The organism is Dictyobacter formicarum (assembly GCF_016587435.1).
Genome location: NZ_BNJJ01000002.1, coordinates 68,176 through 91,673, shown reverse-complemented (window position 1 = coordinate 91,673; position 23,498 = coordinate 68,176). Strand labels below are relative to the sequence as shown.

The window sequence follows — 23,498 nt, the reverse complement described above, 5'->3', positions numbered from 1 at the left end:
GAACAGACGTTCTGGGGAGTTTTAGACTGGCACTCGAAAACGCCAACGTAAAATTCCCCACCCTGGAGACTTTTTGAGTGGCACTTTTGGGGATCTTTTCGGTGCTATTGACAATGACCAATGGTGCACTTTCAAGTGGGCCAGGGGCAACGTCGCTGCGGATGCCGAGTCCAACCTGGAAAGCGTACAATCTGGGGCGGGATGCCCAATGAGCGGGCTGCTCACGTTTTCCTGGAGCTTGGTCTGGGCCGGAGTCAGGTGTTGAGAAGCAAGCAGCAGAAAATCGACGTTGATGAGATTGATCAGGAGAACGAGGCTGATCCGTCGAAAGGACCGCTTTGTGCGCGCATGGGCTGTGTGTGGTGAGCGGTCCTGCGCTGATCCGACCGCGTTTTCGGCCTGGTTGCCGAGCGTCTCCATCTGGTTTCCCTCTTTCTTCCTAACGCTTTTTTCCCGCGGTGCGACGAGGGGGGAGCAGAAAAGCGTTTGGTGGTTTGACAGGGACGAGCAGGATGCTCCACTATTCCTGCTGTTCCCATCGGGTTCGTGCTCTTGTGTCCCTTCCCTCGCCGTTTCCAGACCACACGCCACCCGATCTCGCGTATCGTCCCGCAGACAGGAGAGCATCTGGAAGCAGTCAGCACGACAGTTTTCCCGCGTCTCTCGCTGATGACGCTGGGAGCAAGTGAACCAGGGTGGCTGCATCCGCCATCGGTCTGGGGAACGCCGTCAGGTGCATCTCGTTGTTTTCCCGTGAAGCAGGGGTCGGTGAAAACTCTCTCTTCGTGCCGTCCTCGTGCATTTCTCTACTATCTTGTAGGAGTACGACTGGCAACTGGTATAAGGGAAAGTCATCTCTGTGCCAAGACAGCGTGGAACCGACGAGGGCGCGGTACCCCTGGCTATGGCGAGACCCTGCCTGATGAAACGGCGTACGACTCCCAAACGTATCATGAGGAGGTGGGCTACGACGGTACTATCGTACGACTCTCATGCGTAGGTTGAGGAAGGAAAAGCATGCCGGTCTTGATATGATCATCGCGAGACCACTTCGTGGAGAGATGACCACGCTCCATCGTCTTGTTTCGAGAAGGAGGCAAAAAAAGCATGTGCAGTGGAATGATGTTCGGGATGTTTTTCTGGTGGATTTTTGGTCCGCTGCTGTTCCTTGCGCTGATTGCAGCGGTCATCTGGTTGCTGGTGCGCGCGTTTCGAGCACCTCGCCAGCCTTCGCCACCTTGGCCGCAGGAAGCACCCCAACCGTATCAGCGAAGCGCTCCTGTTCCTGGGACGGCTGAGACCTATGAGGAGGGGGGACGCGCCTATCCGTATCCAGAACAGCCATCTCCTCAGTATCCACACGCTCCAGCAGAACAGCAAGAGCAACGACGGCGGTTCTAACCAATGGCACATCATGGGAATCTGAGTTCACCCGCACTCCCTGAAGAAGTAAACCAGACGTGGCCTGCTGCGTCAACTGTAAGTCCGTAGGGCGCGCTGGCTCTTGGAAGAGCAAAGAAGGTGTAGGCAGCCTGGTCGGGGCGATACCGAACCAGGGCTGAGGCGGTGCGGTCTGCAAACCAGATGGTTCCGTCTGGAGCAGCAGCTACTCCATACAACGCGGGTGGTGCGTTCTGGATGGATGGAACCGAGAACAGCGTGACCCGGTTAGTGGCAGGATCAATCATGCCCAGGCGTCCTGGGAGCAGTTCGGTAAACCAGATCCGTCCAGAGCGATCTGTGGTCATCGAAAAGATGGTGGCTTGCGGATCGCCTAGATGGAAGAGGGTGACATGCCCGCTCGCCGGATCGAGCTGTCCCACCGTTCCTCCGGTGAGATAGCCGAACCAGACCTGACCGGCCAGGGTCACCGTCAGGCTAAAGGGGATCGGTGGAGCGCCGGAAATGGGAGTTGGAACCGGCCATGTCCGTATCCTGCCGGTCAAAGGATCTAGTTGTCCAAGAGCCCCACCACTAGAAGCAGTGAACCAGAGCTGCCCTCTTGCGTCAAACCGCACACTCTGCGGCCCCATCGGACGCTGATGGAGGGACCCAAGGGGAAACGTCTGAAAGCGCTGTGTGGCCGGGTCAAAGCGCCCAAGATAGTTGGCATTTTGCTCCACGAACCAGACGTGGCCCGCTTTATCGATGGTGGTGGTCATGAGTCCGCTTTTTCCCTCTGGCGGTTCCCAGGTGCGCACCTGACCGGTTGCCCTATTCAGTCGGGCCAGACGATTCGCCGACATCTCCCCAACCCAGAGCTGGCCCTGTGCATCCACGGCGGGTTGCATCAACCCCGGATTGGTTGACCCAAAGGCATAGCGATACACCGGCGTCGGACGAGCGAACGTCATGCGCGGTGTGAGTACCACCGGTGTGGCGTTCGCCGTCGAGACGGATTGAGGACCAGGGGAAGCTGAGAAGCCGGTCCCCTTGCCAGGACGGCTGAACGGGGCGCTCGTCAGCCCACGATCACCAGACTTCCACACAACAGCAGAACAAGGAGGATGAGGAGATCATGGCGGCGACGAGCTGACCAATCGGCAGGCCAGAAGTCACGTCTCCAGCGGTTCCGTTGTGTAGAAAACATAGGATTCATTGCTCCTCGTTGCTCTTCGTAGATGCTCTGTATAGATGCACGATCATCATCGTCTTCTTGCCCTCCTCACCTACTATAGCGCGCCAAACCGAGAGATAACAAGGGGCAGACGTGTCGCTGTGTCCTACTCCCAGCGTATTGGGGGCGGCATGGAGTGGCTCGTCAGGCCGAACGCCGCCGAGACGAGGAGCGGTTGATATTCTACGAAGTTCTCTAGTACTCTTGACTAATAGTAGCGATGGTTCTATAATCTGACTGACGAGTCCAGTGTCGCTCTCTCTCAGGATGATGGGGGGGAGGGGGGACAAGAACGACTGGTTCCGAAAGACGAAGACGAGATAAAGGGACGCTCCAATGAATATACGACCGCAGTGGTCTTTCTGCATACAGACACCAGCGATCACCAAGCTCTGCATCGCCTTGTTGCTGGCCTGCTGGGTCCTCCTGGCCTTTCCTGACAACAGCTTCGCGCATGCTGTGTTGATCCGCTCTGATCCTGCGCAAGGGGCCGTGCTCCGCGTCTTCTCACATTTCTCAATGCTGTTTCGAGATATCAGAGCAGGGAAGCATCTTCCTTCCAGGGATGGGACCACATGAAAGGGATAGCTACTGCATGATGTTGAATGGAAAACAGATCAAGCATCTCACGCTTCCACTCTGGAAGGCGCCCATCAAGTATATTGCTGTGCAGAAACGTGCGGAGCAGCAGCTCAAAGAAAGCCGGGAGAACTTTCGTGTCCTTGCCGAGACCGTGCCACAACTGGTGTGGGTGAAACGACCCGACGGCCTGTACAAATACACGAACCAGCGCTGGCGTGACTACACCGGGTTGATGCTTGAGCAAGTACAAAGCGGCCGCTGGCCTTGTCTCCAATTCATCCATCCTGATGATCAGGAAGGCCACCGAGCCCACTGGCAGCATGCCCTGGACACGGGAGACATGTTTGAGCACAAAGCGCGTCTCAGAAATGGCCAGACCGGGGAGTATCGCTGGTTCTTAACGCGCGCCATGCCGGTGCGCGACGAAGCTGGCCAGATCGTCAAGTGGTTTGGGACCAACACTGACATCGAGGACCAGGTGCGTATCGAGGAAGCCTTGCGCCAGAGTCAGGAGCGCGCGAACGCCCTGATGAACTCCAACATTATCGGGATCACTATCATCGAAGGTGAGCAGATCGTGGATGCCAACGACACCTTTCTGCGCATGACCGGTTATACCCGCGAAGACCTGCGCGCCGGGAACATGAACTGGAGACATATGACGCCGTCAGAGTATCTGGATCGGACCTTCGAGGCTCATCAGGAACTGGCCACCCAGCAGTCGCTGACGCCCTTTGAGAAAGAGTATGTGTGTCAAGATGGCAGCCGCCTGCCGGTCCTTGTGGGCGCGGTCGTCTTACCGCATCAGCCACGCCAGGCCATCGCCTTTGTGCTCGATAACTCGGCGCGCAAGGAACTTGAACAACGCAAGGATACCTTTCTCAGTATGGCCAGCCATGAACTGAGAAATCCCCTCGCCGCCTTGAAACTGCAGACCTCCTTGCTGCACCGGCAACTGGCCAGGCAAGGCACCCTGGAACAGGCTCCGGCACTTTCCAGCATGGAGACCCAGATCAACACACTTATCCGGCTGGTGGAAGACTTGCTAGACGTCTCCAAAATCCAGGCTGGCAAACTGGGGTATCGGCAGGAGAGAGTCGATCTCGACGCCTTGCTCCATGAGGTGGCCGACACGATGCAACAGATCAAGGCGACGCATACCATTGTGGTACGTGGCGCAACTTCCTGCTCCCTGGTGGGAGATAAAGACCGCCTGGGACAGGTCTTCACCAACCTGCTCAGTAATGCTATCAAGTATTCTCCCCAGGCAGAGACGGTCGAAGTGGAGATGGACACCGCTGAAGATGTGGTCTCAGTTCGGGTGCGCGATCATGGCCTCGGCATTCCGCGAGAACAGTGCGAGAAAATCTTTGAACGCTTCTATCGGGTCACCAGTCCCAGACAGAAAGGGATTGCCGGCCTAGGCATGGGGCTCTACATCGTAGCCAAGATCGTCAAGCATCATAAGGGAACCATCACGGTGGACAGCGAGGTTGGAAAAGGATCGACCTTTACGGTCGCCTTTCCCAAAAGGAGAGCTGTCTGATCGCATGAGATCTAGGCCATTCATGACTAGAGGAATCTTGCTCCTGGCTTGACCTGTCCGAGATCGACTAAGCGCTGAAAATGGTCGTAGCGGAGGCTGAATTCTGCCCCAATTTCTGGCCGGAGCACGACCGTTGTGCCCTGAACTTCAGCTTCCCAGAGCCGTCCATCCCAGAGGAAACGTACTGCAAGCAGGGATGCTTGAGAAGGAGCACGGTTTTTCTCGATGGCGGTTTGCATCTCAGCTTCGCTCTGATACAAAAAGACCTGGTCCCACCTCATGAGGGAGGCGGCTGAGAGATCCGTAAACAGTCGGTGCTTCGCCAGCAGTGCCCAAACCACATCAACGGGGAGGCCAGGGTATGAATCCATGAGGGAAGCCACACTCATTCCAGGATAGGCAGTAATGGCATCGTGAACCAGCATTTCCTGTTGCGCTTCAATGCGCAACGGATGCGTCCAAAAATCGTGGAGAAATTTCAGGTTATCAATGTAGATGGGGTGATACTCGGCTGAGCTGCGCACACGGTAATACAGCCCGACCTGTGAAGCTGCTTGTTCGCCAGGGGGACACTGCCGCCCTCCTGTTGCAGTGCGCAGATAGCGGTAGGGCATCGTCAGCGCAAACTTGTCGAGCGCATTGGCGGGTTTCCATTCTTCAAATCCCGCTCCACCTCGCCGCATAACGAAAAAGTCTGGGGTATGCCACTGGGTGGTTTTGCGCCCCGAACGCGCCTGGTAGTGGAGCTGGATACGGGTGGGCTGATCATACATTTCCAACACATCGTCATCTCGCTCCATCGAGTGAACCTCACACAAGGAAAGAGGGCAACAGCTTTCACTCCTGCCCTCCTGCAGCAGCTCGTGCTCAGCGGACACTTTGGTCTCTGGTGGCTCGTGCGTATGCTCCTGCTGGGGCTGTCATTGCTGCTCCTCCTCTCAGGGAGGTTGGTCAGGCAACGTACCGGCTCCTCCAACCGGTGGCTTGCCTGGGTCGTCCTGTGCTTCGGTCTGACCGTGTTGATCGCGCAGGCGCTGTCCTCCCATGCCGCAGCCCAAGCCTCCGACAAGGTGACGGTAGCAGTGCTCGCTGATTGGCTCCATCTGGTGGCGGCGTCCCTATGGGTAGGAGGCATGCTGGCTATCATGCTGAGTTATGTGCCGGTCCTTTCGCGCGCTCCCCTGGCTGAACGTGCCTCCTCATTCGTGACGCTCTTACCATACTATTCACCGTGGGCACTGGTCGGCGTGGTCTTGATGGCTGTCACTGGCCCGCTCAGTGCCACCTTCCAACTCACCTCCTGGGCGCAACTGCTCTCCACCGCCTATGGTAATGTTCTGCTGCTCAAAATCCTTCTGGTGGCGGGCATGCTCCTACTCAGCATCTACCAGATCGTGGTCTTGCGTCCCCGCATCCGTGCCGCCGCGTCCAAGTATGACTCTATCACCGCACGTCTGGAGACTATGCAGTCATCACCCGCACCCGACCAGGGCCAAATGCAGCTAGCAGAACAGGCCAAACAATGGAAAGCCCGACTGGCACAGCCCACCGGCGACTGCTGACCGTCTTACGCATCGAACCCCTGCTCGGCGTTGCCGTCCTGCTGTGTGTCGGGTTGATGAACGTCCTAGGAGGCACGCTCGTTCCAGCTACGTCCGTTCCGTCTGCGAGCAGCCTGTCCCGTACCACAGCACAGCCTGTACAGCCACGCCCTTTGACGCTCTCGACCTTCGACCATCGTTTCCAGGTCATCTTCACTATGACACCAAAGCTGGTCGGGACCAACCACGTGCAGGTGCGCATTGTTGATCCGCAGACTGGGAAAGCGGTGCCCGTGGTGAAGGTCCAGCTCAATACAGAGCTCCTGGAGCGAGATATGGGGCCGGCTGTCGTTCCCCCGCAAGGAGATGGAACGGGTCAGTTTAGTGGCACGGCGGATCTGGCTGTGCGTGGCACCTGGCGGATCATTGTGCAGATTCAGACGCCCGATGATCCTTATCACTTTCATGAAGCCTATATCGATGTGGATCTGGCTGTTTGACACTCCCTGGATAAATTGTAGGAGAATTCTTCTTTCATCCATCCAGCTTGCCCCATGGTCTTGCAACCGGGAGGGAGAGGCCAGGTGTCCAGAAGCGTTTTACGCACGTTGGTTCCTGCCTGCCCGGCAGTACCGTCATCCATGGCTTCCTTCAGGATATTCCTGGCCGCATTTTCGTCGCGGTCCATCTCCAACTCACAGCTCGGACAAATACACGCACAATGGGGGCAATGGCCGAAACCCTCAGCCGCTGCTCTCCAGCCAACAAGATGATTTGAGCGCGGGTCCGCAGTCGCGGATCTTTGGTGATTCGGGACAGCTTTTCTAAGGCATCCAACTCTTCTTCTGTCAGGGGCGGTATCTCCAGGGGTGGTCGCACGAGTCCCTCCTTTTCCCGACAGTTTACCTCATTTCCCAAAACATTGCTTGATTGTACTTCGTCTATGACATATCATGACATGAGCCTTGGCTCTGCCAGGGATGACCTTTGGGAACAAAAGGCGCTGAGAGCGATAGGCAGAGGCACTTTGCCGAAGAAAAGATGAGTCAAAAGAGAGAGACGGCTCAACCCTGCGCTGCGAAGTCAGTGCAAAAATGTTGCGGTTGAAGTAGGAGAATTTGGGGTGGCGCTTGGCTATTTCGTGGGGGCTGTGCTCTGGGCCAGTGAGCGCTTTCCAAGAGCCGCCTGGACCAGGTGGCTCAACATCGGTGTCCTCGTCGCTCTCACTGGAGGCATCTTGCTGACTCTGAACTATGATTGGATGGCAGGTGCAGTTTTCCCCTGGGTGAACCCAACTGACCCTTTTGACGAAAGACTCAGCCTGGATAGCGTCTTGACGGGGATCGGGGTGAGTCTGTTTCTCCTCCATCTCCTCACCTGGTGGAGAGCCCATCGCTCATAAATGATGCAACCGAAGCCGAGGGCGCCTGCATGCAGGTCGGTAAGCAACTGCTCGACCGGGACGTCTATCGTGTAATTGGGTGCGCCTCCATAGTCGGCTCGCCACACAATCCGTCCATCCGGCTCCACCAGCATGAAGGTATGTCCGTCCCGGCTGGTTCCCATCATCCCATACTGATAGGCCATATAGGTTTGCGAGACGGCGAGATTTGGATCGGAGAGCACCGGGATGCTAAGTCCTTCATCGCGCACTTTCTATTGTAAGGCGCTCAGCGGATCAGAGGTGATGCTCACCATCTGATCAATATGCAGTGCCCCAAACGCACTCCAGTGGGACTGGATATCGTGCATCTGGTCCCAACACGGCTGGCATTCAAAGAAGAGGCTACGAGTCATCACTGCCTACCATTTCACCTCTGCTGATGAGCGCTCACGCTCTGGCTGTTCAAGCATCTGAGCTGGTTCTGCTCCTCGTGGCTCGCACCCTGAGCAACTGATCGCGCGGTGAAGAGCGTTTTCCCGCCTGCGACTCATGGAGACCATCATGATGATCATGGACAGTGGACAGCCCAGCACCAGCAACATGGGAAGGGCTGCCCACAAGAAGTGTGGCGCAACCACACCCACCAGCAGCGCCACGAGGGTCAAACCAACCAGCACTTTCCAGTTCAGGCACATCTGCATACAATTCCAGATAGCCTTGAGGGGAGAGGGAGCAGGTTCAGACAGGGACGTCGAGGGTTCTCGTGTCCCTTCCGGCACGACCGCTCGTTGTCTCTCTTCTGGCTGGTGTCCAGCATCAGAAGGGATCTGTTCTTTGCCCATGCGCATCATGAGCCACATCAGCAGTCTCATACCAACCGGACAGGCCAGCACGGGAAGCAGCAAGAGGAGATTCTGCATGTCATCTCTTCCTTTCTCACATCCCCATGTTGCGACATCTCACACAAGCTCACGAGTTCTTCCTCCTGCTCCTGTCAAACCAACCCAGCCGCAACATGGCACGTTACCGTTTATCAGGGGTCCCTGTGCCGCCGCTACACGGTGCTCCAGGTTCGGGGGTCTGGGGTCCCTGCTCATATTTCTTCAGAAACTGGGCCAGTCTGGGATCGGGGGCACTCGTCACTCGCAACTGCGCGCCCCAGGCCGAAGCCACGACAGGGGCCGGCAGCCCAGGATAGGGAGAGAGCAACGCGTAACTGTGTCCACGCACCAGGTTCTGTAACTGTGCGATATCCTGCGCGCCCAGTTGTGGCTGATAGGTGATCCAGACGGCACCATGCTCCAGCGAATGGACGGCATTTTCATTCGCCACCGGCGTGCGATAGATGCCACAATTTTGCCAGATGGCATTGTGCGCTCCACCAACGGGCGGATTCTGGGGATAGGTGACCTTGCCAGTCACGTGATCTCGACTCAGATTCTTGTAGGTGACCACACCGGCAATCTCGCTAGCTTGCGCGCGCACTGCCCAGACGATGACTCCAACAATGAGTACCAGCACCAGCGCGGCCACGCCCCATCCCCAGCGGCGCCAGAACGAGCGACGCACCTTCCGTCGTGGCTTCTGTTGCTGTGCTTGCCTCGCCCCTCGTTTTGCCGCTTGCTCTTGGGAGGGTGGCGCGTTGCGCCTGGTTTGTTGCCTGTTATGTTCTTCTGATTTCATCTGCGTGTCTCCTTCATCTGCTTTGTTGGCATAGCTCACCATCCATACACATTTCGCCGTGCTAGAAAGCAGAAATACTCGCTGAAAGAGATTCTATGGTATTGATCTACGAAAATCAATAGTACTACAAGGCAATAGTAGGATCAGAGGAGAGACACGGGTGGGACCACGGCGTTCTGATGATTAGCGCAGTGGTCCACATCCCATCAGATGCAGCACCATGAGGGTGTTGAGGAGGCCAAGCAGGAAGAGGCACAACAGGAGCAAGCCTCGAGCGCACCAGGGCAAAAGGATTGAGGCATCCTGTGTGGCAGGAACAGTTGGTGTGAACAGGCGTCGAATCCGTCCTTCCATCTGCGCACCGGTTCCAGTGAGAGCGGGAACGGATTGATGCTGGGCAGGATCGTGAAGGCGGTGCAACCAGACCTTCGTGAGGGCAGAAGCCAGGGAGAGTGGCTGCCGGGTCACCAGTGTTGCCAGGTCATCACAGGCCAATTCCTGCTCATAGCGCAACTGCTGATAGGCGAGATGACTCGTCGGCAGATAACAAAAGGCATCGCGTAAGAGCAGCGCCCACCAGGTGAGCAGATGATCGCACCGGGCATGGTGGGCCAACTCATGCGCCAGCACCGTCTCCAATTCCTGCGTGTCCAGCGTCTCCACCATCCAGCGCGAGAGCACAATCGTTGGTCGCAGGAAGCCATACGTAAAAGCAATTGGGGCAAGAGACGGATAGAGGAGCACACGCGGAGCAGAGACGCCAAGCTGACGTGCAAGGGCACGTGCTCGGCGATGTAACTGTCGAGAAGCGGAGAAGGTCCTTCTGGCTGTCGTCGCCCATAGGAACACCAATCGCACCAGAGAAAGTCCCAGCCCAACCAGGAGGCCACCAATCAACCCGCCAGGAATCAGCACGCTCATGACCTGGTCCCAGCGCGGCGCACTGGTGAAACACGCCACCTGGGCAAAATGCAGGATACTGAGGGCCCCGAGTCCCACTCCCACCAGGGGCAAGGCAAGCAGTAGCAAATGGAAGTATCGTCGAGACCTGCGCGCTCTGATCTCGCGCTGCTGGTTGTAGAGGAGAAAACAACCACCGACCAGCAGCAAAAGTGTGGAGAGCACCAGCAGCGTATGCATCAGGTCCCTCCCTGTTGCTTGCGGCGTGCGGTGATCTCCTCCAACAGCGAACGGGCACGTTCCAGCGTCTCCGGTTCCGCAGCAGGGCCTTGCAGGGCCTCGGAGAAATGCAAGAGCACATCTTCCATCATGCGTCCTGCCACGTGGGAAAGCAAGGCATCGGCGCTCATGGTGGGGAAGTACACATAGGCCGTCTGTTCGGTGGAGGCGCGCAGCACCTGTTTCTTCGCCAGGCGCGTCATCGTACTCATGACGGTGGTATAGGCAATGTGCCGCTTCGCACAGAACGCCTCATACACCTCTCGCACCGTGACCCCCTGTTCTGCCGGGCGGCTCCAGATATATTCCATAATCTCAGCCTCCAGATCGCCGAGAATCTTGCGAATACCGGGGCGATCTGGACGGAAGGTGCGGAGAAAAGGTTCTTGTGTCATCGGCTCTCGCTCCTCTGCTCAGCGCGTGTTCACGTAGCACGTGCATGGACGGCCTTCTACCTACTACGCCTCTACCATGGAACGTCCTACGAAGATCTCTCGTACTACTGATAGTATATATACTATACTCGGAACAGGGGCATCTGTAAAGTCGGGCTGCTCGTCGAACCTCATCACAACGAGTGGGACGCGACCACGGATGCTCGCCCAAGGACACCAAGAAAGAGAGTGAACAGATCAATGGGTTCCCCATCAACCGATACCGGTCTTCCACCGATTCATCATCCCTGTGCCATGGCCTTCTATGAGTGGCTTGCTGATCGCGGACCCATGCAACGGCTGATGACCCCCTTACGCGAGGAAGTCGCAGGTCTTGCGAAAGGCGTGGTGCTCGAAGTCGGCGCAGGGTCAGGACGCACCTTTCCGTACTATTCACCTGAGCAGGTAACACGGGTCGAGGCGGTGGAACCAGACGCCGCCATGCTCCGCTCGGCACATGAGCGCAAGGCTTCGGCGCGTGTCCCGATCTCGTTCGTCCAGGCGAGAGCCGAAGCGCTGCCCTTCGCCGATACCACCTTTGACAGCGCGGTCGCCACCCTGGTGTTCTGCTCAGTAGAGGGTCCACAGCAAGCGATGCACGAACTGCTACGCGTGCTCAAACCCGGAGGCCGCCTCTTGCTTGTTGAGCATGTACGTTCACACCACCCACTCGTTGCCTGGCTTCAAGATCGGCTGGTCCCGTTCACCACACAACTGGCTGGCAATTGTCATTGGAACCGCGACACCGAGCGGCAGGTTCGTGAGAGCGGCTTTCTGATCCGCTCCGTCCGCTTCTCTCGAACAGGAATACTGCCCATCATCGTCCTCCATGCGGTTCGCCCAGCGGTCGGAGGAGAAGAACACGGATGAGCACGTATTATCGAGGGAAACGAGCCAGGTGCTATGATCAGCGCTGGCACCAGTATACCACACGCACCCTCTCAGAAACTCTCGCGCTGATCGATCTTGAGAGGTTCTGTCAGAACTGAGAACGCAGAAAGGCTTGCCGGATCATGGCAAGGTTCGTCTCTCGCTCATTTGACCTATGAGGCTGCTTGTATCACTGTCTGCAGAGCAGCCATCCGCTGGAGAAACGTCTGTCGTTGTTCCAGAAGAGAGACCACTTCTCCCATGGTGCGGCAAGGACGGAGATAGTTGCGTAATTCGTCGTAGGCGCAACAGAAGCGCGCTGCCGCTTCAATGGTTCCAAAACCACGCATCGGATAGTACCGCTGTTTGATGCCACGGTGGTCCTGCTCCAGACGGTTTTTGAGATACGTATTCGTCCGATGGACCACGTCATTTCCCATCGTTTCGCGTATGGCACGAGGATAAGAACGATGCCCATCTGTGGTGACCGTCTCTGGAGTATGACCAACCACCGCAACGGCTTGCTTGAAGAACGGTTTTGCTGCATCCATATCTCGTTTCTCACTGAGCCGCGAAGCAATCAGATTGCCGTCGTGATCAATCGCCCGATAGAGATACCACCTTTTTCCATGGACCGTAAGATACGTCTCGTCAACAGACCAGGATCTTCCTGCGTGTCCATGCCGTTTCGTTCGTAACTGATCTGTTATCAATGGAGTGAACCGTGCTTCCCCGTCTCGAATGGCCTCATGTGTGAAGGCAAAACCGCGCTCTCAAAACAGTTCAGCGACGTCACGCAGACTCAGTTGGTAACGCAGCCGCCATAAGACTGTGAGCAAAACAATGTCCGTGGGACATTCAAGGGAATTGAAGGGAGTTCCAGTTCGTTCGTTGAAGGTACGGTGGCACTGAGGGCAGAAACATGTTGCATAGCCGAGTTTGGTTTTCTTCCTTCGCTTCTTGGTACCAGTTGCAGCGCAATAGGGGCAGTTCATTAGCCAGTCCTCCTTCTTGAATCCCGCTTTGATACGATCAGCAGAACAGAAGTCTGGCTCCTCTGCCAGAAGATTGTTTGAGTTCTGACAGAACCTCCAGAAAGACCTTCCTGTTCTCTCCTGGATCAGAAAGCGCTCCATACCAGGCCGATCCATACAGAGCAACGGTGCTTCTTTCTCCTGTTCCTTTACAAGGAGCTGGCCAAATTGAAACGAGGCCGCCATTGGACGCTCAGAGAGTGATAGGCTTCGTGTTTGATTGGAGGAAGAAAGACGAGCCAGATTCTCACCATGTGTAATGAGAGCCTGGCCGTTCTATTTATGCACGCAATGTGGTAAGCGCATCAAGAATAGCCGCTGGTTCCAGGCGGTGGGTGTGATCTGCATCAACGAACGCCACGCGAATCGTCCCATCCTGAGCAATCACAAAGGTGCCGGCCATGGGAAGTTCCCAGGAATCGTCTCCATTATAGGCCGCCAGATCATTGCCCCGTTTGGTGTAAATGGCGCGTAGTTCCTGGGAGAGGGAGAAGACAAGGCCATAGGCGCGGGCAACAGTATTGCCAACATCACTGACCACCTCAAAGTCAAGATGCCATTTCTCGGCCGTCGAGAGTGAATGATCGGGCGTTTGCGGTGAGACGGCAATCAGGTTCGCTCCCAGCGCTTGCAATTGGGGAAGGAAGCGCTGATACGCATGCAAGGTCAGATTGCAATACGGGCACCACTCGCCGCGGTAAAAGGTCAACACCACCGGCCCCTGCGCGAGCAGCGTCGAGAGCGTTGTGGTGGTGCCTCTGGCATTGGGTAAGGAGAAGTCAGGAGCCGTCTCCCCGACGGCGAGACTTTGCTCTGCGATACCGGAGCGTATGAGTTGCTCCGTTTCATGTTGCATGCGCGCGCGTACATCCGCCGGTGCTTTGGAGCGCTTTTGCAGCTCCTCAATATGATGACGTAACGTGGTATCTTGCATCGATGTATCCATAGTGTATTTCTCTTTCTACTGTTGACCATACATATCTCTGTATGAACACAATGGTGAGAACATTGGCGAGCGCTCTTGTATTCCGATGGCCTCTCGCACTTGCCGCCAGGGGCATAGAAGAACCTACTGCTGCCGATCTCAACGCCTTCCCCAACGCCTGATCGTTCGGTCAGCGATCTCGCCGAAACGAGAAGGCAGGGCTGTTCTGAAACGCAATGCCGTCTGAACAATGGTGAGATTCGTGCGAGCTCGGGCACTGGTAAGATAGGCCTCAAGCGCAATCTGCTGAAGACCTGTAGTCAACGTCGGATAGGGGTGAATGGTGTCCAGGATATCGCCAATCGTCAGGCGTTTCTGCAACACAAGCGCCATTTCGCCGAGCAGTTCCCCCGCATGGGCACCAACCAGATCATTGACTCCAACTAATTCAGGGGTGACTTGAAAATGACAAAAAAAACGAGGATAATACTTGTAAAACACTTTCTCTCCACAGAAAGGATCATCCTCGTTATGTCCCATGATACATCATTGCAGCACCTCTTGCCACCCCCTGATCAGACCAAGGAACTGCTCGGCCAGTTCCTGCACGATGCCGCCTGTGATCTAGCTGCGTCCTCGACGGCCTTGAAGAAACGGGGACGCCCTTTCCAGGTGTCCTGGCTGTTGTTGAGTCTGGGGTGTTTGTGGTGTTTGCTGCGGGGCTGGACTTCCCAATTGGACCTCTGGCGTCTGATCAGCGGGTTCGGTCTGGGCCCTTTCGCTCCGGTAGCGGTCGTGGATCAAGCCATCTACAATCGCTTGCAGGAGAAAGGCTCCTGGATGATGCAGCAGTTGTGTGCTCAGATGACCCAGTGGTTGGGGACACGCATGATCCCCTACGAGGACCGCTCGCTCGCTTCCTTTGCCTCTGAGGTGCTGGCCTTGGATGAGTCGACCCTGGATGCCTTGAAGCGTTGGGTCCCTGATCTGCAAGGGCTTCCCGCCGGCCATTCGCAGTTGCTGGCCGGACGCTTGAGTTGTTTGTTTGACATCCGGCGTCAACAATGGAAACGCATTGATCTGCTGCCCAACGCGGTGGCCAATTGTCAGGCCCATGCCAAAGAGATGGTCAAAAGTGTGCGCAAGGGAGCCTTGCTGCTCTTTGATCTGGGATACTACAACTATGCCTGGTTTGATAGCTTGACCAACGCGGGCATCTGGTGGGTCAGTCGGGTGCGCAGCAATGGCAGTTGGAGCATGGAACATATCCTGGTGCAGCGCGATGGCTATTTCGAAGCGCTGGTGTTCATGGGCAAATATCGCTCCGATCGCTGTCAACATCTGGTGCGCCTGGTGCGCTATCGCTATCGGGGCATCTGGTACACCTACATCTGTAATATCTGGGATCCTCGGATGCTCAGTGGCGCCGATATTGTCCGCTTGTACGCGCGGAGATGGGACATAGAGCTGGGCTTCCGGGTGTTGAAAGACTATTTGCAGATGCGCTTCATGATCAGCTCGAAGCCGGAGGTGCTGGGAGCCCAAATCTGGGGCAGTGTGCTGCTGGCGCAACTGCTGCATGCCTTGCATGTGCGTGTCGCGGCTGAGGCCGGGGTCGATCTCTTTGACGTGTCTCTGGAGCTCTTGATCCGCTATCTGCCCACCTGCCTGGCGCACGGCATCGATATCGGGCAGGTGATCCAAGAGAAGGGACGAGCGCTGGGGTTCGTCCGTCCCAGCACCCGAACCCGACACGAGTTGCCGCACATCAGCTGGCACGAGGTGACCTGGCCGCCAGTGGATCTGCAATGGATGCAGAAGCCACGCTATGCCGTTGATGCCGACCCCAATCGTCGGGGGTCCTCCTCCAAAAAGAAGAAGGAATGAATTAGTTGGAGTCAATGCAACCAGATGCGCACCCACAATTTCATCTTGTTTCCCCGTCAGCACGAATTGGAGCAATCCCAAAGGTTCATCCTCGGTCTGGGCGCGATCGATCTCTGCCCAGGGAAAGGTCACCACACGTGCCTGACGGTACTGGCGCCTGGCCTGCTCAATCGTCAGCCCGACCCGCGCCACCTCCGGGTCGGTAAACGTACACCAGGGGACAACGCGATAATCGACCTTCTTTTTGCCAACGGGAAGCAGCGCATTGCGCACCGCGACTCCCGCCTGGTAGGCCGCCACATGGGTGAAACGGTAACCGCCAATCACATCTCCACAGGCGTAAATCGCATTGTTGGCTGTTTGCAAATACGCATTGACATTGATCCCTCTGGCATCATAGGCGACACCAGCCGCTTCTACATTGAGGGACTCACCATTGGGTTGTCGCCCGAGGGCTAGCAGGATTTCGTCCGCTTCAAAGGTGACCTGGCGATCGCCCTGTTGGGCCACCACCACCTTCCTGGAGTCGCGGCGATACACCTTCACCACGCGAGCGCTTGTCTCCAGCCTTATCCCCCCGGACACCAAAACGCTGGCAAGCGCTGCCGAGACTTCGGGATCTTCTTTTGGCAAAATACGTACAGGTCCCTGGAGCAATGTCACCTGAACCCCGAGGCGGCCCAGTGCCTGACCAAGCTCGACACCAACCGGGCCCCCACCAGCGACAATGATCGAGGGCGGTAACGCCGTCAATTGAAAGACGTCTTCATTGGTCCAATAGCCAACCGCTGCAAGTCCTTCGATGTCAGGCACAGCCGGGCGTGAGCCTGTTGCAATCACTGTGGTATGGGTGGTAATCTCTTCATCATTCACCAGGAGCGTCGTCGGAGAAAGGAACGAAACCGTGCCAAACAGGACCGTCACTCCCTCGACATACGCGTTTTCCGCCTGTCGAGTGCTGGCCTGCTTGTCATTGGGAGTTATTTTGTTGATCTGCAAACCCGCGGAGTGCCACTGACCAGTGTGCTCGTCGGCGCTGTCTCATCGCTGGTCTACCTGACAGAACTTCCTACAGCAATGGACCCGTGGAGGGAACAATTAACAAGCTGAAATATATCAAGCGCAGTTATGTATGGCCGTAGTAGTTTCGAGCTATTACGACAAAAAGTCTTACAAGTTGGCTAACCTGAGCACGGAAGTTGCGGAAGAGCCACGAAAACGGGGCAATTCCACTTTCGTGTTGCCCGGAATCGATGTGTTGATGAAATCCGCAAAAAGAGAAGGCGACCAGCATATCATACATAGAGCGCTTCAGACTTTGTCGATTAAACATCGCACTATTGTCTGGTTGCGCTACAAAGAAGACCTGAGCTTTGTGGAAATTGGACGCCGACTGAACATCCCGATGAATACCGTGAAAACTACCTATTATCGAGCATGCGCAAGATTGCGTGACACTCGTTTTCTATCGGTATCGCTGTTGATAGATGACGCTGAGAATCAGCTGAACATCAAATATTGATTTCCTCTAGCTTGTTCCTTTGCTAGGCAGGATGGATCGCATTTCAAGTCACAGCGCCTCTCAAGGAAACCGCAAAGATAAGACTTAAGTTGTAATCATGCCTCCTCTATATAATAAGACCTTAGGAGGAAGATGTACCTCTCTTTTGTCTGTTATACTGACTCTCCAGTAACAGTATTCTAAATATGCATTACCACGGCAATGCTCTAATTGGGTGAAAAAGCAGGCATATAGTGCCCTCTTCAGAAGCACAGATCGCTTATGCAAGAAAGGACGATTCTATGAGTAGCAAAAACGATCCCCGCTCCCACGTCCTTGAGCCTAAGATGTTAACCTTTCTCCAGGCCTTTGAATCATCTGGAGATCCTCCTGTCTATACGCTGACCCCCAATGAAGCCCGGACTGTGTTTGCCAGGGTGCAGAGAAGTGGGAGTAGGGTGAAGCTGCCTGCTGAGATTGAAGATCGCGTTATCAGCGGAGGTCCAACCGGCCAGATTGCGCTACGAATCGTTCGTCCTCAGGGCGCAATAGAGATGCTACCGGCGATTCTGTATTTTCATGGAGGAGGCTGGGTGCTAGGTGATAAAGAGACACATGATCGACTGATACGCGAGATTGCCAATGGCGTACCGGCTGCTGTGATCTTTGTTGACTACGACCGCTCACCAGAGGCCCGGTATCCGATTGCGATCGAACAAGGCTATGCTGCCTTGACCTGGCTCACAACGCATGGAGATGAGCTCTGCATCGATATCACACGCCTGGCGGTTGTTGGCGATAGTGTCGGAGGGAATATGGCAGCGGTCACGACGCTGCTGGCCAAAGAGCGTCAAGGACCAGAGATTGCATTTCAAGTGCTCTTCTATCCGGTCACAAACGCAGATCTCAACACTCACTCCTACCATCAATACGGCGATGGCTCTTTTTGGCTTACCTCGGATAGTATGAAATGGTCCTGGGATAGCTATGTGGAAGTTTCCAAGCGAAAAGATCCGACTGTCTCTCCTTTGCAAGCATCTCTGGAGCAGCTGCGCGGACTTCCTCCAGCGCTGATCATCACTATTGAAAATGATGTGCTGCGCGATGAGGGAGAAGCCTATGCACATAAGCTCCAGGAGGCGAATGTGGAAGTGACAGCAACGCGGTACCTGGGAGTTATTCATGACTTTATCATGCTCAATGCCGTTGCTGAGTCTTCCGCCAGCCGTGCAGCAATTAGACAGGCAAATGACGCCCTCAGTAGAGCCTTCGAGCGTAAGGGACAGAAGCAGATAAGCGGCTACGGGGTTTTATGAGCTTTATTGGCAGCACAGAACAATGAAGTCAGGGAGTCAATAGCACTTTTGTGTGGTCTTTGCGAGCAGATTTACCGTTGACAATGTCCTTTTTGGCCCATGTTTTCTTTGTTTCTTCACGATATCCTACTGTGGTCAAGGCGGCATATTTCACCTGCCCTGTGGAATCCAGGAAGTGAAAGTAGCTTTACGATAAACGTGCTTTTCTCTCAATAGACAGAAAGCGTATTTCGGATGCATACCATTCTTCTCCATACAAAATCGTTGATACCCACGCTCGTGCACATACTTACGCCTCGTACTCGCCTGCTCTCTTGCTTGACGGAGAGAATCGAAAGTAGTCTGACATTGCTTTCAGCGCCTGCTGGTTATGGTAAAACGACTTTGCTGGCTCAATGGGCCTCTACGCTCTCTTCCGATGAGTGGCATATTGCCTGGCTCTCTCTTGATGAACGGGATAATGATCCTTCTCTTTTCTGGAATTATGTGCTCACGGCGCTCGACGCATGCGTCCCTGGCACTAGTGAAGCTGCCTTGACCTTGCTTGCAAAGCAATCGCGCTTTTCATGGGAACCGGTGCTGACCACTCTGATCAATAGCGTGAGCCATCAAGACAAACGCGTGCTGCTGATTCTCGATGACTATCATTATATTCATGAGTCATCCCTTTATGCTGCATTCATTTTTTTGTTAGAGCATCTGCCTTCTCAGCTGCGCCTTGTTCTTTCGACTCGAACCGACCCACCATTTCCGCTCGCTCAGCTACGAGCCCAGGGACAACTACATGAGGTTCGCGCTGAACAGTTACGTTGTACAACTGAAGAGACCGCACACTTTTTAACACAGGTCATGCAGCTTCCTCTGTCTCAGGTCGAAATCCAGCACTTCGCGCATCGCACTGAAGGCTGGCTTGTCGGGCTCAAATTGGCAGCTCTCTCTTTGCATCAACAGGCAGTCCCTGCACACTTCCTGGCCTCGTTACAAGGCAACCAACGCTATATCCTGGATTACCTTACCAATGATGTCCTTTTCTCTCTCACTCCACAGTTGCAGCATTTTCTGCTGGCAACCAGTATCCTCGAAGAAATGTGCAGCTCCTTATGTGATGCCGTTGTTGGAGATACCGGGAGCCAGGATCTCTTAGAAGAGATAGAGCGTTCAAACTTATTTGTGAGCGCGCTGGATGCACAGCGCGAATGGTATCGCTACCATCAGCTGTTTGCGGAAGCATTGCGCTATCGGCTCCAGCGCACTCACAAAGAACAGTTCATCCATGATTTACATATGCGAGCCTGCCTGTGGTATCAGGAATACGAGCATAGCGAGCAAGCTATTCATCATGCCCTTGAGGCACAAGAGTGGGATATAGCTGCAGAGCTGATCGAGTCTTCCTCATTCCCTGGAGCCCAGAGCAGTTATCGCCTTGTGCAGTGGTTACAACGCTTGCCCGAAGACACGCTGCGGGCTCATCCTTCCTTATGTGTGGCCTATGCCAGATCGTTGTATTACACGGATCAACGGCAGGCACTCTATTGGCTACAGCAGGCAGAGCAGTTTCTGCGTATAGCTCTTGAGGCCGATGAACAAGAAGGGCAAGCCCTAACACACTCTCAGGTACGAGTGGAGCAACGAAATATCCTGGGCGAAGTGTTTGGGCTGCAGGTGACAATAAAGTATCTTCAACAGGATTGGCGAATGACGTTAGCTGCGTGTGAGGAAGCTTCATTGCTTCTCAAGCCGGAGAACGTAAAAGGCCATGCCACTATTCTGCAAGTACAAGCACAGATATATGCCATGAAAGGAGATTTTATCCAGGCTATCACCGTAGGTTTAGAGGCTGCTGCACTCTCTCATACAATCAACGATGCTCCGTCAGAGATCTTCTCTCTGGGAACTGTTGCCTATTGTTGCTCCTATACCGGACATCTCCATCAGGCACAGCAGATTATAGAGCAAGCGCTCTTACTGACCGAGAGGCAAGCGCAATCTGCTGAAACAATCTATTATTATATCTACGGCCTGCAAGGCTATCTCTACTGGCACCGCGGTTGCCTGGAGCAAGCCTACGAGTGGCTCACACGTGCTTATGATATAGCACATAAGGCGAAATTAATCGCGTATCTGGATATGCTCTGTGCTCATCTGGCTCGCGTATGTCTCTCACAAGGGGAGGTGCAACAAGCAGAAGCGTTCCTCCACCAGGCCAGGCAAACAGCCTACGAGAGAAGGGCTGAGGAAGGGCTGAGAGATATACACTATCTCCTTTTTACAACTGGTGCATATGCACAGCTCTTCATTGCACAAAAGAAGAGCGAGCATGTCACTATCACGCATCAGGTCGACAAAACCACCCATGGAACAGTCTGGTGCCTTGAGGAGATGGCTATCTGCCGCCTACTGCTTGCTCAATCACGAACAGGTGAAGCCTTGGTGCGGCTCACCCCGCTCCTGGCAGAGCAACGGAAACTGGGCAATGGAGGGATAGTTATTGAAGTTCTCTTGCTGATTGCATTAGCCTATCAACAGAATCAGCAAGAGGATCAGGCTCTACCAATTATTGCTGAAGCTATTGAGCTGGCCGCCCCAGAGGAGATGCTTCAAGTCTTTTTCGAAGAAGGGGCTCCAATAGAACACTTATTGTATGCATTGCAATGGCATTGGCAAAAACAAGGCCGAAACTCTTTGTCCTTTCTTGATCACCTCCTGGCTGTATTTCCTTCAGAGCAACATGAAGGCAAGCCAGATATCAGCTATGCACCAGAGGAAAAGCTGAATGCGTACCAGGGGCTGGTTGAGCCCTTGAGCAAACGTGAAGCAGAGGTGTTAGAATTGCTAGTGTTAGGATTAACCAACAGAGATATCGCTGAGCGATTGACGATTACAGTGAGTACAGTGAAGCAACATGTAAGTAGCATTCTGGGCAAATTAGGGGTCGTTAACCGTTCTCAAGCACAAGCGCGCATTCGTATGCTGGGTCTTCTCTAACGCACGAGAACAGAGGGAGGTGATATCCCTATTTCTTTTCTCCTGTTGATGCGCCAATGCCGGAAACGGGTTCATGCCTTGATGGCATTCACTATTCTTGGAGTTTTTATCGCTGAGGGTGAGAAGATCATCGTTGAAAGCAAAGTAGGAGAGGGATCTACCTTTCAGGTTACGCTGCCGCGGTACGCTTCTCAAGCTATCAACCTGTCCACCTTTCGTTCTTTCGTTTGTAAGACAGGAGTAGTGCATGTTGTTGGCCTTCGACGATTACAGCAGCCTCCGAACAATAAGCTCTGCCCTCACGTCCGGGGAGAGATGCAGCTCTTCGATAGATCTTAGGTTGTAATGAAGTGTTCCTATGCTCAATAGGACTTTGGATGGAAGACGTACATGCCTCCTGATGGCTATACTGGCCTTATCTCAGTATCGTTGTGAACATGCATCCCAAAAGGAAAAGAGCATATTTGGGAAAAGAGCGAGAGAGAACATCTGGAGGTTGCGTCGAAAAAAACAATGTTGACCTGTTATGGCTGTTGAAAGAGCGAATCTGCCATGGCAACTCAGCATCCATTTCACTAGCGTCATTTTAGTGATGGCGTTGCTCTGCGTCGTTGGCATCTCCACTATTCGCTCAGCTATCATAAGCTGCCGAAAGTTATGCCTGAAGAATATATGTGATACACATGACAGATGAACAAGGATAAGAGGTGGAGATAGTAAAGAATGACAACAAAATCAAACGGAACCGCATCTTCTAAGAGAGAACAAATGAAAGATGTGCTGTTGAGACTAGACAGAGAAAGGACGGAAAGCCATGACCATTGACCTGCAAGAGATGAAAAAGCATCTAGAGAGCAAGCGGGATGAATTGATGCAGAGCATAGGGAGGCTTACAGAGATACATCCGATGGTTGTTGATTCTGATACAGCGGGCGACGAGAGTGTTGAAGATGCGGCTGTTGACGTTCAGGAGCAACAGCTAGAGATCTCGATATCAGCCAATGACGAGGCTCTTTTAGCTCAGATTAACGCTGCTCTTAAGCGTATTGAAGATGGGACATATGGTTTTTGTGTCGTTTGTGGAAAACCTATTAGCGAAGAGCGTCTGCGAGCTATTCCATGGGCAACCCTCGGCGTGGAAGAAGAAGAGAAGTTAGAGCAGGTCAACCTCAGCCGAGAGGAATTGTTTGACCACAATAGAGATACTCACTATGCATAAAACATCGCGATAGAGTATTTGAGACATCAGGCTCCTCGGCTGAGGAGCCCTTAACTGTATCCATCGCACATTTGCATGCGTTAAAGGCTTTTGTCCTCTGCGCTCTCTTGTGTCGATACACGGATTTTTCTGCTTTTACTCTGCTCTGCTTTAGGGAGATGGATCGAAAGAATGCCATCTCGAAAACTTGCACCTGCGGCTTCAGCATTAATCTCCACAGGAAGAGTAAATTGTTCTTGGAAGACACCATACTGAATGCCACGATGAAGGTTTTTGCTTTCCTCTGGCGGCTTGGGAGCGCGCTCCCACCGGACGGTAACAGCATCATTAAGAATGGTGATATCCACTTCTTCTGGCTTCGCACCAGGGATAGGAATATGGACATCGTATCCATTCGCCGTTTCATACAGATCGAGGTCGCCCCCATTCTTCACAAATTGTTGGAGAGAACGCGGAAATGTTGCTTCAAACAGTCGATTCGTTGCATCTCGCAATGAGAGCAAGTCATTGAATGGATGATACGGTTGGATATTTGCCATTGATTTTCTCCTTCTTCAAGAAAGTTGTAATAAGCACGAGGCCTCATGCCGCAGCAGGTTGTTTGTACGATGTTCATTCACAGCATTGCTACATCAAGATCAGTATAGTTCTCAAGAGGCACGTGTGCCTTCCATCTAAGGTCCTATTATACGTGGGAACATTTCAATACAACCTAAGGCCTATCGAAGAGCTGAGCATTGAGAGTGAGAGTGGTGCAGGGTCTGTGTTAGAGACTGTCATAGAAGCTGAGTACAA

Annotated in this window: 27 protein-coding genes and 3 pseudogenes; 15 read left to right on the top strand and 15 right to left on the bottom strand. The window is 54.2% G+C overall.

What is annotated here, in order from left to right; translation table 11 throughout:
- Positions 1–21: 21 nt before the first annotated feature.
- A complete protein-coding gene (locus JMI88_RS02870) occupies positions 22–420 on the bottom strand; it encodes a hypothetical protein (RefSeq protein ID WP_201360239.1) in 399 nt (132 codons plus the stop codon).
- A 132-nt stretch (positions 421–552) separates the two neighbouring features.
- On the opposite strand from JMI88_RS02870, the gene JMI88_RS02865 reads away from it, so the two are divergent.
- Positions 553–1,005 carry a hypothetical protein gene (locus tag JMI88_RS02865; protein ID WP_201360238.1) on the top strand — a complete coding sequence of 151 codons (453 nt, stop codon included), beginning with the start codon at positions 553–555 and terminating at the stop codon, positions 1,003–1,005.
- Between the two features lie 102 nt (positions 1,006–1,107).
- On the top strand, positions 1,108–1,401 hold the full coding sequence (locus tag JMI88_RS02860) for a hypothetical protein (protein ID WP_201360237.1): 294 nt from the start codon (positions 1,108–1,110) through the stop codon (positions 1,399–1,401).
- 11 nt (positions 1,402–1,412) lie between these two features.
- Here the strand turns inward: JMI88_RS02860 and JMI88_RS02855 are convergent, their stop codons facing one another.
- Positions 1,413–2,489, bottom strand: coding sequence for a virginiamycin B lyase family protein (locus JMI88_RS02855; RefSeq protein ID WP_201360236.1), 1,077 nt, complete (start codon positions 2,487–2,489; stop codon positions 1,413–1,415).
- Positions 2,462–2,590 carry a hypothetical protein gene (locus JMI88_RS40005; protein ID WP_268905959.1) on the bottom strand — a complete coding sequence of 43 codons (129 nt, stop codon included), beginning with the start codon at positions 2,588–2,590 and terminating at the stop codon, positions 2,462–2,464. The genes JMI88_RS02855 and JMI88_RS40005 overlap by 28 nt, the downstream gene beginning before the upstream one ends.
- A 363-nt stretch (positions 2,591–2,953) precedes the next feature.
- On the opposite strand from JMI88_RS40005, the gene JMI88_RS02850 reads away from it, so the two are divergent.
- Both JMI88_RS02850 and JMI88_RS02845 read left to right on the top strand, forming a co-directional pair.
- Entirely contained in the window at positions 2,954–3,196 is a 243-nt protein-coding gene (locus tag JMI88_RS02850) for a hypothetical protein (protein ID WP_201360235.1), read from the top strand.
- A gap of 82 nt (positions 3,197–3,278) precedes the next feature.
- Positions 3,279–4,745: pseudogene (locus tag JMI88_RS02845) on the top strand (PAS domain-containing sensor histidine kinase); the annotation flags it as partial.
- A 26-nt stretch (positions 4,746–4,771) separates the two neighbouring features.
- Here the strand turns inward: JMI88_RS02845 and JMI88_RS02840 are convergent.
- Positions 4,772–5,545 (bottom strand): TnsA endonuclease N-terminal domain-containing protein, encoded by a 774-nt coding sequence (locus JMI88_RS02840; protein ID WP_201360233.1) that lies wholly within the window; start codon positions 5,543–5,545, stop codon positions 4,772–4,774.
- A 63-nt stretch (positions 5,546–5,608) separates the two neighbouring features.
- Here JMI88_RS02840 and JMI88_RS02835 point away from each other — a divergent pair, with 63 nt between their 5' ends.
- On the top strand, positions 5,609–6,307 hold the full coding sequence (locus tag JMI88_RS02835) for a CopD family protein (RefSeq protein WP_201360232.1): 699 nt from the start codon (positions 5,609–5,611) through the stop codon (positions 6,305–6,307).
- Positions 6,268–6,786 carry a hypothetical protein gene (locus JMI88_RS02830; protein WP_201360231.1) on the top strand — a complete coding sequence of 173 codons (519 nt, stop codon included), beginning with the start codon at positions 6,268–6,270 and terminating at the stop codon, positions 6,784–6,786. The genes JMI88_RS02835 and JMI88_RS02830 overlap by 40 nt, the downstream gene beginning before the upstream one ends.
- Positions 6,787–6,937: 151 nt before the next feature.
- Here JMI88_RS02830 and JMI88_RS02825 read toward each other — a convergent pair whose 3' ends face one another.
- The gene (locus tag JMI88_RS02825) at positions 6,938–7,165 is read right to left on the bottom strand and encodes a hypothetical protein (protein ID WP_201360230.1); all 228 of its coding nucleotides are present in this window, start codon (positions 7,163–7,165) and stop codon (positions 6,938–6,940) included.
- Between the two features lie 244 nt (positions 7,166–7,409).
- Between JMI88_RS02825 and JMI88_RS02820 the strand changes: the two genes are divergently transcribed.
- Both JMI88_RS02820 and JMI88_RS02815 read left to right on the top strand, forming a co-directional pair.
- Complete coding sequence (locus tag JMI88_RS02820; RefSeq protein ID WP_201360229.1) at positions 7,410–7,688, top strand: hypothetical protein; 279 nt, start codon at positions 7,410–7,412, stop codon at positions 7,686–7,688.
- 29 nt (positions 7,689–7,717) lie between these two features.
- On the top strand, positions 7,718–7,951 hold the full coding sequence (locus JMI88_RS02815) for a hypothetical protein (protein ID WP_201360228.1): 234 nt from the start codon (positions 7,718–7,720) through the stop codon (positions 7,949–7,951).
- Here JMI88_RS02815 and JMI88_RS02810 read toward each other — a convergent pair.
- The 5 genes from JMI88_RS02810 to JMI88_RS02790 all read right to left on the bottom strand — a co-directional run bounded on the left by JMI88_RS02810 (position 7,943) and on the right by JMI88_RS02790 (position 10,927).
- Complete coding sequence (locus tag JMI88_RS02810; RefSeq protein ID WP_201360227.1) at positions 7,943–8,086, bottom strand: hypothetical protein; 144 nt, start codon at positions 8,084–8,086, stop codon at positions 7,943–7,945. The two genes, JMI88_RS02815 and JMI88_RS02810, sit on opposite strands and share 9 nt — an antisense overlap.
- A 3-nt stretch (positions 8,087–8,089) precedes the next feature.
- Positions 8,090–8,590 carry a hypothetical protein gene (locus JMI88_RS02805; RefSeq protein WP_201360226.1) on the bottom strand — a complete coding sequence of 167 codons (501 nt, stop codon included), beginning with the start codon at positions 8,588–8,590 and terminating at the stop codon, positions 8,090–8,092.
- Positions 8,591–8,693: 103 nt separating this feature from the next.
- Entirely contained in the window at positions 8,694–9,353 is a 660-nt protein-coding gene (locus JMI88_RS02800; RefSeq protein ID WP_201360225.1) for a thioredoxin-like domain-containing protein, read from the bottom strand.
- Positions 9,354–9,536: 183 nt separating this feature from the next.
- Positions 9,537–10,493, bottom strand: a complete 957-nt coding sequence (locus JMI88_RS02795; RefSeq protein WP_201360224.1) for a M56 family metallopeptidase — start codon at positions 10,491–10,493, stop codon at positions 9,537–9,539.
- On the bottom strand, positions 10,493–10,927 hold the full coding sequence (locus tag JMI88_RS02790) for a BlaI/MecI/CopY family transcriptional regulator (RefSeq protein ID WP_201360223.1): 435 nt from the start codon (positions 10,925–10,927) through the stop codon (positions 10,493–10,495). Before JMI88_RS02790 ends, JMI88_RS02795 begins: the two co-directional genes overlap by 1 nt.
- Before the next feature lie 240 nt (positions 10,928–11,167).
- Between JMI88_RS02790 and JMI88_RS02785 the strand changes: the two genes are divergently transcribed.
- Together JMI88_RS02785 and JMI88_RS40000 are read left to right on the top strand one after the other, a co-directional pair.
- A complete protein-coding gene (locus JMI88_RS02785; RefSeq protein WP_201360222.1) occupies positions 11,168–11,836 on the top strand; it encodes a class I SAM-dependent methyltransferase in 669 nt (222 codons plus the stop codon).
- Positions 11,833–11,955 (top strand): hypothetical protein, encoded by a 123-nt coding sequence (locus JMI88_RS40000; protein ID WP_268905958.1) that lies wholly within the window; start codon positions 11,833–11,835, stop codon positions 11,953–11,955. Before JMI88_RS02785 ends, JMI88_RS40000 begins: the two co-directional genes overlap by 4 nt.
- 54 nt (positions 11,956–12,009) lie before the next feature.
- Here the strand turns inward: JMI88_RS40000 and JMI88_RS02780 are convergent.
- The 3 genes and pseudogenes from JMI88_RS02780 to JMI88_RS02770 form a co-directional block, all read right to left on the bottom strand.
- Positions 12,010–12,831 (bottom strand): annotated as a pseudogene (locus tag JMI88_RS02780) (IS6 family transposase).
- 319 nt (positions 12,832–13,150) lie between these two features.
- Positions 13,151–13,816, bottom strand: a complete 666-nt coding sequence (locus JMI88_RS02775) for a peroxiredoxin-like family protein (RefSeq protein WP_201360221.1) — start codon at positions 13,814–13,816, stop codon at positions 13,151–13,153.
- Positions 13,817–13,954: 138 nt separating this feature from the next.
- Positions 13,955–14,335 (bottom strand): oxidoreductase dimerization domain-containing protein, encoded by a 381-nt coding sequence (locus JMI88_RS02770; protein ID WP_201360220.1) that lies wholly within the window; start codon positions 14,333–14,335, stop codon positions 13,955–13,957.
- Between JMI88_RS02770 and JMI88_RS40530 the strand changes: the two genes are divergently transcribed.
- Positions 14,261–15,682 (top strand): IS4 family transposase, encoded by a 1,422-nt coding sequence (locus JMI88_RS40530; protein ID WP_201360664.1) that lies wholly within the window; start codon positions 14,261–14,263, stop codon positions 15,680–15,682. The two genes, JMI88_RS02770 and JMI88_RS40530, sit on opposite strands and share 75 nt — an antisense overlap.
- A gap of 27 nt (positions 15,683–15,709) precedes the next feature.
- On the opposite strand, the pseudogene JMI88_RS40525 reads toward JMI88_RS40530, so the two are convergent.
- Positions 15,710–16,606: pseudogene (locus tag JMI88_RS40525) on the bottom strand (dihydrolipoyl dehydrogenase family protein); the annotation flags it as partial.
- A gap of 208 nt (positions 16,607–16,814) precedes the next feature.
- Here JMI88_RS40525 and JMI88_RS02755 point away from each other — a divergent pair.
- From JMI88_RS02755 to JMI88_RS02740, 4 genes are all read left to right on the top strand, one after another.
- Positions 16,815–17,204, top strand: coding sequence for an RNA polymerase sigma factor (locus tag JMI88_RS02755; protein WP_201360219.1), 390 nt, complete (start codon positions 16,815–16,817; stop codon positions 17,202–17,204).
- 281 nt (positions 17,205–17,485) lie between these two features.
- Positions 17,486–18,499 carry an alpha/beta hydrolase gene (locus JMI88_RS02750; RefSeq protein WP_201360218.1) on the top strand — a complete coding sequence of 338 codons (1,014 nt, stop codon included), beginning with the start codon at positions 17,486–17,488 and terminating at the stop codon, positions 18,497–18,499.
- Positions 18,500–18,733: 234 nt separating this feature from the next.
- Entirely contained in the window at positions 18,734–21,484 is a 2,751-nt protein-coding gene (locus JMI88_RS02745) for a winged helix-turn-helix domain-containing protein (protein ID WP_201360217.1), read from the top strand.
- An 814-nt stretch (positions 21,485–22,298) separates the two neighbouring features.
- Entirely contained in the window at positions 22,299–22,703 is a 405-nt protein-coding gene (locus JMI88_RS02740; protein WP_201360216.1) for a TraR/DksA family transcriptional regulator, read from the top strand.
- Positions 22,704–22,783: 80 nt separating this feature from the next.
- Here JMI88_RS02740 and JMI88_RS02735 read toward each other — a convergent pair whose 3' ends face one another.
- Entirely contained in the window at positions 22,784–23,242 is a 459-nt protein-coding gene (locus tag JMI88_RS02735) for an Hsp20/alpha crystallin family protein (protein ID WP_201360215.1), read from the bottom strand.
- Positions 23,243–23,498 lie beyond the last annotated feature (256 nt).